Raw genomic sequence first — 13,256 nt, 5'->3', positions numbered from 1 at the left:
CATGAGCGAGGGGATCAAGGAACAGTCCAGGCTGTCGGAGGCGGCGGCGCAGTCGCGCGCGGCGGTGCTGCGCAGCCGCGCGGAGTCGTACATCGCACTGTCGCGGCACGACGCCGCGATCGCGGACCTGACGGAGTCGATCGCGCTGGTGCCGGACAACGCGCGCGCGTGGCGGCTGCGCGGCGAGAGTCACCGCGTCACCGAACGGTACGAGGCCGCGCTGGAGGACTTCGACGAGGCGCTGAAGCTTGAACCGGACAGCGCGTACGCCCTGGGCTCGCGCGGCCAGACCTACGCGGCGCTCGCCCGCCTCGACGAGGCCATGGCCGACTTCGAGCACGCACTGACCCTCACCCCCGACTCGTTGTGGATCCTGGAGGCCAAGGCGGACGTCCTGGTGGACCTGGACCGGCTCGACGAGGCGCTGGCCGAGCACGCCAAGATCATCTCCCTGGACGAGGACCTGGCGTACTCGTGGGTGGCCCGCGGCGACCTCTACCAGCGCATGCAGCTGTACACCGAGGCCATCGACGACTACACGAAGGCGCTGGAGGCCGACCCCGCCTACGTACGGGCGCTGAGCAGGAGGGGCGAGGCGTACCGCATGACCGACCAGTACGACGAGGCGCTGGCCGACCTGAACCGCGCGCTCGAACTGGACCCGGGCAACGACCGCGCCTACGGCAGCCGGGGCGCGGTGCTGAGCGAGATGGGCAACGACGAGGCGGCGCTCGAGGACCTGGACCGGGCGATCGAGCTGGACGCCGGCTACATCTGGGCGTACCGCGTGCGCGGGGAGATCCTCCAGGAACTGGACCGCCACGAGGAGGCGGTCGCCGACTTCTCCCAGGCCCTGCACCTGGAGTTCGGCGACTGAGTTCGTCGACCGGGTTCGGCGACCGGGCCCGGTCAGCGCGGGTCGCGGCGCAGCGGATGGCCGGGCGGCACCTGCACCAGCACGATGCGGTGGCCGTCGGGGTCGGCGATCCACGCCTCGATGAGCCCCCACGGCTCGGTGCGCGCCTCGCGCAGGACGTCCACCCCCGCCTGCCGCAGCCGCTCCTGCTCGACGGCGACGTCACGCACCTGCAACCAGAGCGAAGCCCCCGCGCCCGCGCCGTCGCCCGCGCCGCCGGAGAGCTCCAGGAACCCCTGGCCGAGGAAGAACACGACCCCCGGATGGTCGGGCGGGCCGAACTCGCGGTAGACGGCCAGGCCGAGCGTCTCGGCGTAGAAACGGCGGCTGCGGTCGAACTCGGTCGGCCGCAGCAGGATCCGGCTGCTCAGCACCTCCACGCCCGGCCTCTACCCACCCCGGCCGAGCGCACGCAGGGCCTCCGCACGAGTGGTGTACGGAGGCCCTGATCGCGACCCGTCAGAGGGCCAGCAGGGCGCTGACCGGCAGGCGGGTGTCGTACAGCGGGCGGATGGCGATGCGCAGCAGCGCCAGCGCGTTGTCGTCGCCCGCGATGCGGTTGGCGCTCAGCTCCCCGCAGGACCGGCAGAGGTGGATGATCAGCCACTCACCGTCCTGGCGCACGCTGACGCTGAGCGCCGCCATCCGGCCCCGGCAGGCGGCCCGTCTGTCTCCGGGGATCCGGTGGTCGACGTGCAGGCTCGTCAGGCAGTGCGGGCAGTGGTTGCGGTGCGCGGTGCCCGGTGCGATCATCGGCACGTCAAGGCGGCACCCGACGCAGCGGAACGCGTCGCCCGGGGCCTGATGGTGTGCCTTGCGCCGTTGCGGCCGTACCCGCTCCGCTTTCCTGCGCGGCATCACAGGTCGCCGAACGCTTCGAGCGGGAACGGCGGCTGCGCCAGCGGACGTACGGCCATGCGCATGAGAATAAGCTGGTTGTCGTCCCCGCAGATGGGGTTGGACGTCAGCTCACCGCAGCGGGTGCAGCGGTGGATGAGCATCCACTCCCCCGTACGCAGGACGGCGATCGAGATCGGGATCATCCGCGACCCGCACTCCGACGGGCCGCCGTCCACGTGGTCGAGCACGTGCTGCGAGTGCAGGCAGCTCGGGCAGTGGTTGCGGCGGGTGCCGTCGGGTGCGCTCGCGGTCACGGTCAGACCGCAGCGCACGCACGGGAACGTCTCAGTGGTGGTGATGGAACGATGGATGGACAACCTGGGTACTCCTTGCCGAACGGATCATGAAAGAGCAGCAAGGGTGCGCCGAGCGAGCCTCGCGGGCACGCGGCTGGTACGGCAGGCGGTACGGCAGGTCAGGAGAAGACCTCAGAGGCGGAAGCCGCCCATGCCGTGGCGAGGCGCGCAAGGCGCGATGGCAGGCATTCGTCCCTCCACTTCCTGGGCCACAACGGCCCTGCAGACGTCGCTGTCCGGACGGAGCGAGCGTAACGAGCGTGAGGGGCGTTGGCGAATGGTTTTCGCCGGCCTGGATCCGTACGCGCGGGCATCGGGCCGACCGAGGAACACCAGGCGCTCGGCGGCTCCCTACGGAGGTGCACCGAGGGGCTCGCGCCGCCCCGTGATCAGCTACCGGGATGGTACGGCGCCGCCAGGTGCGCGTACACGATCGTGTTGTCCTGATAGCTGTGCGCCCGCCGGTCGAACGCGCCGCCGCAGGTCACCAGCCGCAACCCCGGGTAGGGGAGCTTGGCGTAGACCTTCTTCGCGGGGAAGCGGCGTTTCGGGGTGTGCTCGACCTTGTCGACGACGAAGACGGCCACCGAACGGTCGGCGCGCAGCACCTGCACCTGGTCGCCGCGCTTGACGTCCTTGAGGCGCGCGAAGACGGCGGGGCCGGTCCTGGTGTCGAGGTGCCCGGTGATCACTGCCGCGCCGCGCCCGCCGGGGACGGGTCCGTAGCGGTACCAGCCGGCCTGGTTCGGTGGGTCGAACGGCGGGTTCTCGATGGCTCCGGCGGCGTCGAGGCCCAGCTCGATGAGCGGGGCGGCCACGCCGATGGACGGGATGTAGACGGCCGTGGGCCGGACGGCTCGCATGGGCTTGGCCACCTGGGACAGCGGCACGTCGGACAGCGGCACGTCCTTGAACGGCGCGCCACCGGACGGGGCCGGCGACTCCCGGCGTACGGTGGCGGCGGGCTCCGGGGTCATGATGCCGCTGAGCCCGAGGCCGATGAGCAGCACTCCCGCCAGCGACACCACGGTCGCCACCAGCACGATGGTGCGCTGTCCCGGCGCCCGGCCCTCCGCGGGTCCGGCCACCCTAGGCGACACCCTTGCGGCGCCGGACCGCGAGCCCGGCGAGCCCGGCTCCGGCGAGCAGCGCCGTCCCGCCGAGGGCGAACGGCCACACCGGCTCGCCGGACGCGAGCGCCCCGCCGCCGGTCTCCGGATGCCCCTTCGGCACGCGGTGCTCGTGTTCACTGGCCGGGCGCCAGGGTTCCCCTGATTCCACCGTCCCGGGCCAGGAGCCGCCCGGTTCGGGCTCGTGCGACCAGGAGGTGTCAGGCTCGGGATCGCCCGGCCGAGGCTCGGGCGCGGGTTCCTCGGGGGCCTCGTCGCACAGGATCGGCAGCGGGAGCAGGCAGGTGGGCAGCTCGACCGGCACCAGGTCGTCGGACGAGGCGGCGGCGGGGCCGAGGCCCATCGCCAGGCTCGCGCCCGCGACCGCGAAGGCGGTCATCGCGCCGGCCACGAGACGTCGCGCTCTTGCCATGGAAAGGCTCCAAGATCGGTTGGACGTCCCCCGATACACAAGAGAGCCTTGCGAACTATTAGATCCTGAGTCAAGTTATGTGATCGAAGTGAAACCGACCGGACACAGAGGGTTTGGGCTCGTCTTCAGGTGGCAGAAGAGAAGGCCGCACAGGGACGAAGGTCAGGGGTGAGCCGCCGTGAAGGGCAGCCTGCAGTTCATCGGCAACGCGACCGTGCTGATCCGCTACAACGGCTTCACACTGCTGACGGATCCCAACTTCCTGCACCGGGGACAGTTCGCCTACCTGGGCTACGGCCTGGTCTCACGCCGCCTCTCCGACCCTGCCGTCCCGATCGAGGAGTTGCCGCCGCTCGACGCGGTGGTGCTCTCCCACATGCACGGCGACCACTGGGACCGGGTGGCGCGCAGGGGACTGGACAGGGCGACGCCGATCGTCACGACGAGAGCGGCGGCCGGCCGGCTGCGGCGTGGCGGCTTCCGGGCGAGCGTGGGGCTGGAGGAATGGCAGCAGCACGAGCTGCACGGCCCCGGCGGCACGGTGCGGATCACCGCGCTGCCCGCCAAGCACGCGCCCGGCCCGACCGAGGCGCTGCTGCCGCCCGTGATCGGCACGATGCTGGAGTTCTGCAACCAGGACGAGCGCGTGGAGCTGACCATGCACATCAGCGGCGACACCCTGCTCGACCGCCGCCTCGACGCGATCCCGCGCCGCTTCCCCGACATCGACTTGGCCGTCGTGCACCTGGGCGGCACAAAGCTGCTCGGCACGCTCCTGGTCACCATGGACGGCGAGCAGGGGGCCGCGTGGGTGGACCTGATCCACCCCCACACGGTGGTGCCCGTGCACTACGACGACTACACCGTCTTCTCATCCCCGCTCGACGACTTCCGCCACCACATCGAGCGGGCCGGGCTGTCGGACAAGGTCGTCTACCTGGGCAGGGGCGAGGTGCGCGAGCTGGCCCCGCACCAGCTCCTGCGCTGACCCGTCATCACGCGCCCGCACGACTGCACGCGGTGGGCGTCGTCCGCGCCCCCGGACAACGCGCCCGCGTCTACTCCTCCTTGCCGGACCTGGCCCGGCTCGGCTGCACCCGCATCGGCTCGCCCGGCATTTTCGGGTAGTTGGGCGGGTAGGGCATGTCACCACGGTCGTCCTCGGCGAACAGGTCGAGCAGCGGCTCGATGGAGTGGGCGCGGTCGTCGACGGCCGCGTGCACGTCGCCCAGCTCGGCGAAGCGGGCCGGCACCGTGCGCAGGTCGAAGTCGCGCGGGTCGGCGTCGGCCAGCTCGTCCCAGGTGAGCGGCGTCGAGACGGGCGCGTGCGGCTTGGCCCTGACGGAGTAGGCGCTGACCACCGTGCGGTCTCTGGCGTTCTGGTTGTAGTCGATGAAGACCCGCTCGCCGCGCTCCTCCTTCCACCACGCCGTGGTCACCAGGCCGGGGTCGCGCTCCTCCACGGCCCTGGCCAGGGCGATGCCGGCGTGGCGCACCTGGATGAAGTCCCAGCGAGGCTCGATGCGCACGGCGATGTGCGCGCCGCGGTTGCCCGACGTCTTGACGAACCCGTCCATCCCCAGGTCGGCCAGCACCTCGCGGGTGAGGAAGGCCGCCTTGCGCGCCGCGTCGAACTCGAGCCCAGGCTGTGGGTCGAGGTCGATGCGCAGCTCGTCGGGGTGCTCCACGTCGTCGGCGCGCACCTGCCACGGGTGGAAGTCGATGGTGCCGAGATTGGCGCAGTAGGCGATGGCGGCCACCTCGGTCACCCGCAGCGACTGGGCGGTGCGCCCGCTCGGGAACGTCACCGTCACCGACTGGAGCCAGTCGGGATGCCGGGACGGCATGCGCTTCTGGTAGATCGCGTCGGTCTGCACGCCGTCGGGGTGGCGCTTCAGGTTGGTCGGCCGGTCCCTGAGCGCCCTCAGCGCTCCCTCGCCGACGCTCACGTAATATTCCACCAGCTCCCGCTTGGTGGCGCCGATCCCAGGAAAATAGACCTTGTCTGGGTTGGTGACCTTGACGGTCCGCTCCCCCACCTCGAGTTCTATGTACGGCGATGCCATGCCACAGAACCTACTCCCCTCCTCCGACAAGGCGGGGTGGGCCCGTCCCGGAGCCTCCTCGGTGGCGGGACCGAGGGCTCGACGGGACGGACCGCCAGACCGTCCGCCGCCGTTCCGGGCGCTGGCGCGCCACCCGGCCGGCCGTGTCGATCCCCCGGCGGCGCCAGCACGGGCGTGGGCTGTGCCGCTCGGCGGGATCCGCGGACGATCTCACCCCTTGACAGGAGGCGATGAACACCTCCTTGCCGACAAAGACGCGAATTCGCACCAGAATGGATGCTTCCCCGGCGGAGATCTCTTTTTGCCGGAAGTCGTACTCTGGAGACATGGACAAGGTCGTCAAGAGCGAGGCCGAGTGGCGGGCACAGTTGTCACCCGAGGAGTACCAGGTCCTCAGGGAGGCCGGGACCGAGCGCCCGTTCACGGGGGAATACGTCGACACCAAGACCGAAGGGGTCTATTCGTGCCGCGCCTGCGGTGCGGAGCTCTTCCGGTCCGACACCAAATTCGAGTCGCACTGTGGCTGGCCGAGCTTCTTCGAGCCGTCCGACTCGGATGCGGTGAAGCTCATCGAGGACCGCAGCCTCGCGATGGTGCGTACGGAGGTACGCTGCGCCCAATGTGACTCGCATCTGGGGCATGTGTTCCACGGCGAGGGTTATGCGACGCCGACAGATGATCGGTACTGCATCAACTCGATCTCCCTTACCCTTGTACCCAAGGGGTGATCGGATCACGACAGTGCGTGCCGATCGCCTCCACGGGGTAGGAGAATCGTGTGCGTCTTGTCCATCTTCGCCACCGCTGGGTGACGATCGAGACCATCGGACGCGTGGTGACGCAGCGGTGCGAACGGTGCGCCAAGACCCGGGTGCGGGTCCGCTAGCCCGGCGCCCGCTCAGCCCGGCGCCGGATAGGTGATCCGGCAGCTGGTGTCGGAGGGTCCCAGGATGTTGGCCAGCACCGGGTTGCCGTTCTCCCCGAACTCCGCCTGCACGAACACCACGGGACGGTCCACCCCCCGGGCGCGCAGGTAGGCGAGGCCACGCTTGCAGAGCGTAAGGGCGGTGGCGGAGTTCCCCGCCGACTCCGGCAGATCCGTGTAGATCCGCAAATATCCGCCGACCATGCGGATGTCCTTGAGCCGCTTCAGCGCCTTGTCGTCCGCGCCCCAGCGCGAACGGAAGAACTCCGCCGCCTCGCGGTCCGTGTGCCGCGACGGCCCGTCGGCGCGGTGCCCCGCGGTGTCACCCGTCTCCGGGTCGCCCGCCACGTCGGCGCCCGCCACGTCCGGGTCGCCCGTGCCCGCCACCAGCCCCGGCTCGGCCGCCTCCGGGCTCGCGGCTCCCGCTTCTCGACCGGCGGCGCCGCCGGTGGCCCTGGGACGCGCGGGCGTGCGTACCTCACGTGAGGTGACCTGCGCGCCGGCCTCCGCGGTCGCGCTCGCCCCCCCGCCGGACCGGCCGGGCGACGAGCCGCTTCCCCGTTCCACGGTCATCCGCGGGCCGTCCGCGGCGGTGGACGGCTCGGCGGAAGTGGCGGTCGGCGCGCCGCCGAAGGCCTGGTTGACAGCGAGCAGCGCGGCGGCCCCCAGCGTGATCGCGCCCGCCAGCAGCCCGCGCCTGTGGGTGCGGCGCCGGTGGCGCAGTCCGCGCCTGCGGACCGCCCGGTGCCCGGGTCGACTCCGCCCGGGTCCACTCCAAGCGTGTCGACTCCGGGCGTGCGCCGCCGCGTGACGGCCGGCCGCGCGCCGCCGGCCGGACCTGCCCGACTCGTCCACCCCGCCTCCCTGCCCGGACCCGCACGGATCCGCCGATGGGACGTACCGGCCCCGCGCACGCCCGACGAACTGGGGTTTTCCCTGATTGTGACAAGGCGGCCCGTGCAAAACAGGCGGATCGCCGACTCGGGTCTTGATCTTTTCCGGCGGGCGCGTTCAGGGGAGGGCGGCGACGAGCTCCTGCACCGGCTTGCGGGCCCCGGTGTAGAACGGGATCTCGACCCGGGTGTGCCTGCGGGCCTTCGCGCCGCGCAACGTGCGCATCAGGTCGACGATCCTGTGCAGTTCGTCGGCCTCGAACGCCAGCATCCACTCGTAGTCGTTGAGCGAGAAGCACGCCACCGTGTTGGCCCGCACGTCCGGATAGTCGCGCGCCATCCTGCCGTGCTCGGCCAGCATCGCCCGCCGCTCGGAGTCCTCCAGGAGATACCACTCGTACGAGCGGACGAACGGGTAGACGCTCACGTAGGCCCGCGGCTCCTCCTCGGCGAGGAAGGCCGGGATGTGCGACTTGTTGAACTCGGCCGGCCGGTGCAGCGCCATCGCCGACCAGACCGGCCTGCTGTGCCGGCCGAGCGCGGTGCGGCGGAACCGGGCGTAGACGTCCTGGAGGTCCTCGGGCGTGGGCGCGTGCCACCAGAACATGTAGTCGGCGTCGGCCCGGAAACCCGACACGTCGTAGACCCCCCTGGTCACGACGTCCTTCCCGGCCGCCTGGTCGAGCAGCTCGGTGACCTCGCGCGCGAGGCCGTCGCGGTCGCTCGGGCACGGCCCGGTCGCCTGGAAGACCGACCACATCGTGTAACGGATCACCTGGTTGAGATCGCGGGCCTTGAGCCGCGCGGCGCCCTCTGTCATGGTCCTCATTCTCCTCGCAGTGACAGGTGGTCCAGAATCTGGGCGGCCGCCGTACGCGCGGCGCCGACGCACGCCGGGATGCCGATGCCGTCGTAGGCCGCGCCGCACACGGCCAGCCCGGGCTGCACGGCCACCGCCGAGCGCACCCTGGCCACCCGGTCGAGGTGGCCCACGTTGTACTGCGGCAGCGCGCCTCCCCAGCGCGTCACCCGGCTGTCCACGGGCAGCCCGCGCACGCCCATCACGTCGCCCATCTCGGCCATGGCCAGCGACACCAGCTCGGTGTCCTCGCGCTGGAGCAGGTGCTCCTCGCCGATCCTGCCGATCGAGCAGCGCAGGATCACCAGGTCTCTCGCCAGGTGGGGCCACTTCACCGAGCTGAACGTGACCGCCTTGACCGGCCGGCCCTCCACGGGCGGCACCAGGTAGCCGCTGACGGCGGGCGGCTCGGGGAAGGCGTCGACCGGGTAGGCGAGCGTGACGACGGCCATGCTGGCGTAGTCGATCCTGGCCAGCTCGTTCGCCGCCTTGGGCGCCTCGTGCTCGAGCAGCCGGCTCGCCGCGGGCCCCGGCACGGCCACGATCACCGCGTCAGCCTCGATGGTCTCGGGCCTTGGCACGGGGCCCGTCACGAGCCGCCAGCCGTGCTCCGTCCTGTGCAGTTCGCGGGCGGTCACACCGGTCCTGACGTCGGCGCCGGACGCCTTCGCGACCGCCTCGGGCAGGCCGCCGACGCCGTTCTTGAGCGAGGTGAAGACGGGCCCCGCGTCCTTGGGCGCGTCCTCGACGAGCTGCCGGGCCGCGGACAACAGCGAGCGCTCAGAACGTGCCACGGCCGCCACGCGCGGCATCGTGGCCTCCAGCGACAACATGTCGGAACGGCCCGCGTACACGCCTCCGAGCAGCGGTTCCACCAGCCGCTCCACCACCTCCGAACCCATCCTGGCCCGGATGTAGGCGGCCACCGACACGTCGGTGCGCACCAGGGTGGGCGGCAGGAGTTGGTCGAGCGGCACGCGCAGCAGCCCGCCGGGCGAGACGATGCCGGACCTCGCCAGCTCGGCCAGGTCCGACGGCACGCCCATGACCTGTCCCTTCGGCAGGTGACGCAGCGTGCCCCTGGTGTAGACGGCCGAGCGCGTCGTGCCGGGGAACACCAGCTCCTCACCGAGCCCGACCGCCCTGGCCAGCTCGGCGCCCTCGGGCCGGCGGGCCAGCATGGCCTCCGCTCCCGCGTCGACGCTGACCCCGGCGACCTCCGAGGCGTACAGCTTGCCGCCGATGCGCGGCGAACCCTCGAGGACCGTCACCTTCACCCGCTCGCCGGCGCCCTGGCGGAGGTGCCAGGCGGCGGCCAGACCGGAGATCCCGCCACCGACCACGACCACGTGCGCCCTGTTCCCTTCCACGCCTCCCGACGCTACCGCCTGACGGCACCGCCCACCCGCCCGGGTAGGGGGACAACACACCGCCCGCCCATAGATGCGGGACCGTGATTTCCGCCGTCAAACCGGCGTGATGCGGGATCCGTCATAAGGGCATGAGACGAATCCGGTACGGTTTCGCGCTGTCAGCCGCCTGCGCGGTCACGCTCCTGGGAGGCTGCGGTGGCGGCAGCCTGTCGGCCGGCGAATCGGGGAGTGACGCCCCGGCCATGGGCTCCGCCCAGGCCCGGCCCGAGCAGCACGACGCCCGCCGGCCCTCAGAGCAGTCCACCGAGCGGTCCGGCTCGCAGGCGGACGGTGACGGCGTCGTCTCCGGCGTCAAGGCCACCCGGCAGGAGCGGCAGGTCATCTACACCGGCAGCATGACCGTGCGCGCTGAGCGGGTGCCCGCCGCCGTGCAACAGGCCAAGCAGATCGTCACCGCGGCCGGCGGCCACCTGTCCAAGGAGGAGAGCAGGTCGGCCGACGACACCGAGGACTCGGCAACGCTGGAGTTCAAGATCCCGCCGGCGAGGTACGCCGAGGTGGTGGGCCGGCTCGGCAAGGACCTGGGCAGGCAGCTGTCCATGAACCAGGGCGCCCAGGACGTCACGCTCCGGGTGGCCGACGTGGAGAGCCGGCTGAGGTCGGCACAGCAGTCGCTGGAGTCGCTGCGTACGCTGCTGAAGAAGGCCGACACGATCGGCCAGGTGCTGGAGGTGGAGCGGGAGATCTCCGGCCGCCAGGCGGACCTCGAGTCCCTGCAGGCCCAGCAGAAGGAGCTGGCCGCGCAGGTCGCGATGGCGACGATGACGCTGCAGCTGGTGGGACCGGCGACCCCGGTGGCCGGGCCTGACGAGGAGCCCGCGGGTTTCCTCGGCGGGCTGGAGGCCGGGTGGAGCTCGCTGGTGTCGTTCGTGAAGGTGGCGCTCACGGTGTTCGGCGCGGTGCTGCCGTGGGTGGTCGCCTCGCTTCCGCTCGTCCTCCTGGTGGTCTATCTGGTACGCCGTGACCGCGCCGCGCGTGCCCACGTCGTGTCCCCTCCCCCGGGCCCCAAACCCGGCGGCCCGGACCCCACGGCCGCCTGAACAGCCGCCGGCTTGTCAGCTGTGGGGTGGGGCGGGTCAGGCCGCGCCGGATTCGTGGACGAGGTCGGTGAGGCGTCTGAGCTGGTCGGGGTCGGTCGAGGGCAGGACGCCGTGCCCGAGGTTGAACACGTGCCCCTCCGCCGCGCGCCCGCGCCGCAGCACGTCGCGGGCCTTGCGTTCGACGACGTCCCACGGCGCGAGCAGGATCGCGGGGTCGAGATTGCCCTGCAGCGCCCTGCCGGGCCCGACCCGGCGGGCGGCCTCGTCGAGCGGCACCCGCCAGTCGACCCCCACCACGTCGGCCCCCGCCTCGCCCAGCACGCCCAGCAGCTCGCCGGTGCCCACGCCGAAGTGGATGCGGGGCACGTCCTGGACGCCTTCGAGAATGCGCCGGGTGTGCGGCAGGACGAACTCGCGGTAGTCGTCCGGCGCCACCGCCCCCACCCAGGAGTCGAAGAGCTGCACGGCCGAGGCGCCGGCCGCGATCTGGATGCGCAGGTGTTCCAGGACGATGACGGACAGGCGCTCCATGAGGGCGTGCCACAACTCGGGCGCGCCGTACATCATGGCCTTGGTCTTGTCGTGGTTCTTCGACGGGCCGCCCTCGATCAGGTAGGAGCCGAGCGTGAAGGGCGCGCCGGCGAAGCCGATCAGCGGCGTGCCGCCCAGTTCTCCGGTGAGCGCCTGGACGGCCTCGGTGACGTAGGGCACGTCGCCGGGCTCCAGCGGGCGCAGCGCGTCGAGGTCCTTGGCGTCGCGGACGGGGTCGGCCACGACGGGGCCGACGCCCGGCTTGATGTCGAGGTCGATGCCGATGGCCTTGAGGGGCACGACGATGTCGCTGAAGAAGATGGCCGCGTCCACGCCGTAGCGGCGGACCGGCTGCATGGTGATCTCGACGATCAGCTCGGGCGTCGCGCACGCGGTGAGCATGGGCACGCCCTCGCGTACCTTGAGATATTCCGGCAGCGAGCGCCCGGCCTGGCGCATGTACCAGACCGGTGTGTGCGGGACGGGCTGACGGCGGCAGGCACGCAGGAACGCTGAGTCGGCGAGGTTCACCCCACAAGCGTGCCACGACGAGGCACCGGTCCGGCCGGCAGGAGGGCGTACGGCGTGAGGCGGCGTACGGAGTGGTTCTGTGCCGGGTGACGGATTCCACGACACGACACGAAGCGACCGTGTCGGAAAAACATCCATTGGACCTAGCAAATCATGATCAGATAGCCAGATGAAGGTTTACCGGTCCGCTCGGCGCGGCATCCCACTCGGGTCGAACACACCCCATGCCCACCCAGAGAGCCGGTCTCGACTGAGCCAAATGTTCGCCAAGCAACCGCGCGGCATCGATTCAGCGACCACTTTCAGGACACGCCGAGCGCGTTGCGGGGAAATGTGAGCGGCTCGTGCCAACGTCGGAGCCACAACCCGAAGAAAGGCCCCGCTTCGATGACTCGTGCGATGCCCGCGTTGTGGAGTTTCCCAGAGCGCCGCAGTGAGTGTTGCCCGTCCTGTGCCGGTGTGCGCCCGTTCGAGCAGCCACCGTGCGCCGACGGGCACGAGCAGGGCGAGTGCCCCGAGTGGGCCTGCGCCGAGTGCGGCCACGCGATCCTGCTCGGCTCCGCCGAGTCCACCCGGCCCGTTCGCCAGCCTGTTACGGCAGCGGCTTGATCACTAAAGATGAGCACCCCCGTGGTCCCCTTCCGCCCGTCTTCGACCTACGCTTCGGCTATGACACTCGGTGACCAGCCACCGCCCCCCGCCGAGTTCACGCGCGCGGCGGAGAGTCTGCGGCTGTGCGAGGTCCGGCCGGAGATCGAGCTCGAGGACCTGCCCGCGCCGCAGCGGCTGGCCCCCTACTCCGCCGCCATCGGTGCCTCGGTCTACCGCGACGACGACGAGCTCGCCGTGGGCCGGCTGATCCTGCTCTACGACCCCGACGGCCAGCGCGGCTGGGAGGGCCCGTTCCGCCTGGTCGCCTACGTCAGGGCCGACATGGAGCCGGAGATCACCTCCGACCCGCTGCTCGGCCCCGTCGTCTGGAGCTGGCTGACCGAGGCGCTCGACGCCTACCAGGCCGGCTACTCCGCCGCCGGCGGCACGGTGACGCGAGCCGTGTCCGAGGGGTTCGGCAACAAGGCCGACGACCCGGTCACGACCGAGCTGGAGCTGCGGGCCTCGTGGTCGCCGGCGCAGGAGGACCTCTCCGGCCATGTCGCCGCCTGGTGCGACCTGATGTGCCTGGCTGCGGGAATGCCACCGCTCCCGCCCGACGTGGCCGCGCTGCCCCGCCGACATGACGACCAGACATGAGGCGCGCTCCGACGCCGGCCCGACCGGGCACGCACCACGTTTCCCCGCCTCGCTACGCTGGAATGCGCTTCCT

15 protein-coding genes are annotated in these 13,256 nt (G+C 71.5%); 5 read left to right on the top strand and 10 right to left on the bottom strand.

Annotation, left to right across the window (positions count from 1 at the left end; all coding sequences use genetic code 11):
- The first annotated feature begins 1 nt into the window (after position 1).
- Positions 2 to 877 carry a tetratricopeptide repeat protein gene (locus GUY59_RS04850; RefSeq protein ID WP_132328666.1) on the top strand — a complete coding sequence of 292 codons (876 nt, stop codon included), beginning with the start codon at positions 2 to 4 and terminating at the stop codon, positions 875 to 877.
- 32 nt (positions 878 to 909) lie between these two features.
- On the opposite strand, the gene GUY59_RS04845 is transcribed toward GUY59_RS04850, so the two are convergent.
- The 5 genes from GUY59_RS04845 to GUY59_RS04825 form a co-directional block, all read right to left on the bottom strand.
- On the bottom strand, positions 910 to 1,296 hold the full coding sequence (locus tag GUY59_RS04845; RefSeq protein ID WP_138199965.1) for a VOC family protein: 387 nt from the start codon (positions 1,294 to 1,296) through the stop codon (positions 910 to 912).
- A 79-nt stretch (positions 1,297 to 1,375) separates the two neighbouring features.
- A complete protein-coding gene (locus tag GUY59_RS04840) occupies positions 1,376 to 1,774 on the bottom strand; it encodes an RNHCP domain-containing protein (protein ID WP_138199964.1) in 399 nt (132 codons plus the stop codon).
- Positions 1,774 to 2,133 (bottom strand): RNHCP domain-containing protein, encoded by a 360-nt coding sequence (locus GUY59_RS04835; RefSeq protein ID WP_138199963.1) that lies wholly within the window; start codon positions 2,131 to 2,133, stop codon positions 1,774 to 1,776. Before GUY59_RS04835 ends, GUY59_RS04840 begins: the two co-directional genes overlap by 1 nt.
- 368 nt (positions 2,134 to 2,501) lie before the next feature.
- Positions 2,502 to 3,200, bottom strand: a complete 699-nt coding sequence (locus GUY59_RS04830) for a class F sortase (protein WP_138199962.1) — start codon at positions 3,198 to 3,200, stop codon at positions 2,502 to 2,504.
- A 1-nt stretch (position 3,201) separates the two neighbouring features.
- Positions 3,202 to 3,654 carry a hypothetical protein gene (locus GUY59_RS04825; RefSeq protein WP_138199961.1) on the bottom strand — a complete coding sequence of 151 codons (453 nt, stop codon included), beginning with the start codon at positions 3,652 to 3,654 and terminating at the stop codon, positions 3,202 to 3,204.
- A gap of 178 nt (positions 3,655 to 3,832) precedes the next feature.
- Between GUY59_RS04825 and GUY59_RS04820 the strand changes: the two genes are divergently transcribed.
- Entirely contained in the window at positions 3,833 to 4,642 is an 810-nt protein-coding gene (locus tag GUY59_RS04820) for an MBL fold metallo-hydrolase (RefSeq protein ID WP_138199960.1), read from the top strand.
- Positions 4,643 to 4,712: 70 nt separating this feature from the next.
- Here GUY59_RS04820 and ligD read toward each other — a convergent pair whose 3' ends face one another.
- A complete protein-coding gene (ligD, locus tag GUY59_RS04815; protein ID WP_138199959.1) occupies positions 4,713 to 5,720 on the bottom strand; it encodes a non-homologous end-joining DNA ligase in 1,008 nt (335 codons plus the stop codon).
- Positions 5,721 to 6,046: 326 nt separating this feature from the next.
- Here ligD and msrB point away from each other — a divergent pair, with 326 nt between their 5' ends.
- Positions 6,047 to 6,448 (top strand): peptide-methionine (R)-S-oxide reductase MsrB, encoded by a 402-nt coding sequence (gene msrB, locus GUY59_RS04810; protein ID WP_138199958.1) that lies wholly within the window; start codon positions 6,047 to 6,049, stop codon positions 6,446 to 6,448.
- A 170-nt stretch (positions 6,449 to 6,618) separates the two neighbouring features.
- Here the strand turns inward: msrB and GUY59_RS04805 are convergent, their stop codons facing one another.
- From GUY59_RS04805 to hemG, 3 genes are all read right to left on the bottom strand, one after another.
- On the bottom strand, positions 6,619 to 7,500 hold the full coding sequence (locus GUY59_RS04805) for a hypothetical protein (RefSeq protein ID WP_138199957.1): 882 nt from the start codon (positions 7,498 to 7,500) through the stop codon (positions 6,619 to 6,621).
- 156 nt (positions 7,501 to 7,656) lie between these two features.
- Complete coding sequence (gene hemQ / locus GUY59_RS04800; protein ID WP_138199956.1) at positions 7,657 to 8,367, bottom strand: hydrogen peroxide-dependent heme synthase; 711 nt, start codon at positions 8,365 to 8,367, stop codon at positions 7,657 to 7,659.
- The gene (gene hemG / locus GUY59_RS04795) at positions 8,364 to 9,767 is read right to left on the bottom strand and encodes a protoporphyrinogen oxidase (RefSeq protein ID WP_252374863.1); all 1,404 of its coding nucleotides are present in this window, start codon (positions 9,765 to 9,767) and stop codon (positions 8,364 to 8,366) included. The genes hemQ and hemG overlap by 4 nt, the downstream gene beginning before the upstream one ends.
- Positions 9,768 to 9,898: 131 nt before the next feature.
- Between hemG and GUY59_RS04790 the strand changes: the two genes are divergently transcribed.
- A complete protein-coding gene (locus tag GUY59_RS04790) occupies positions 9,899 to 10,870 on the top strand; it encodes a DUF4349 domain-containing protein (protein ID WP_161714402.1) in 972 nt (323 codons plus the stop codon).
- Between the two features lie 36 nt (positions 10,871 to 10,906).
- Here the strand turns inward: GUY59_RS04790 and hemE are convergent, their stop codons facing one another.
- Positions 10,907 to 11,908 carry a uroporphyrinogen decarboxylase gene (hemE, locus tag GUY59_RS04785; protein WP_201760521.1) on the bottom strand — a complete coding sequence of 334 codons (1,002 nt, stop codon included), beginning with the start codon at positions 11,906 to 11,908 and terminating at the stop codon, positions 10,907 to 10,909.
- Positions 11,909 to 12,601: 693 nt separating this feature from the next.
- On the opposite strand from hemE, the gene GUY59_RS04780 reads away from it, so the two are divergent.
- Complete coding sequence (locus GUY59_RS04780; protein ID WP_132328692.1) at positions 12,602 to 13,183, top strand: DUF3000 domain-containing protein; 582 nt, start codon at positions 12,602 to 12,604, stop codon at positions 13,181 to 13,183.
- The last annotated feature ends 73 nt before the right edge of the window (positions 13,184 to 13,256 follow it).

Source organism: Nonomuraea sp. K271, from assembly GCF_009908215.1.
Lineage (GTDB): Bacteria > Actinomycetota > Actinomycetes > Streptosporangiales > Streptosporangiaceae > Nonomuraea > Nonomuraea longispora.
Note: the sequence above shows the minus strand (reverse complement) of the source record. Positions and strands in the feature narration are given on the sequence as shown.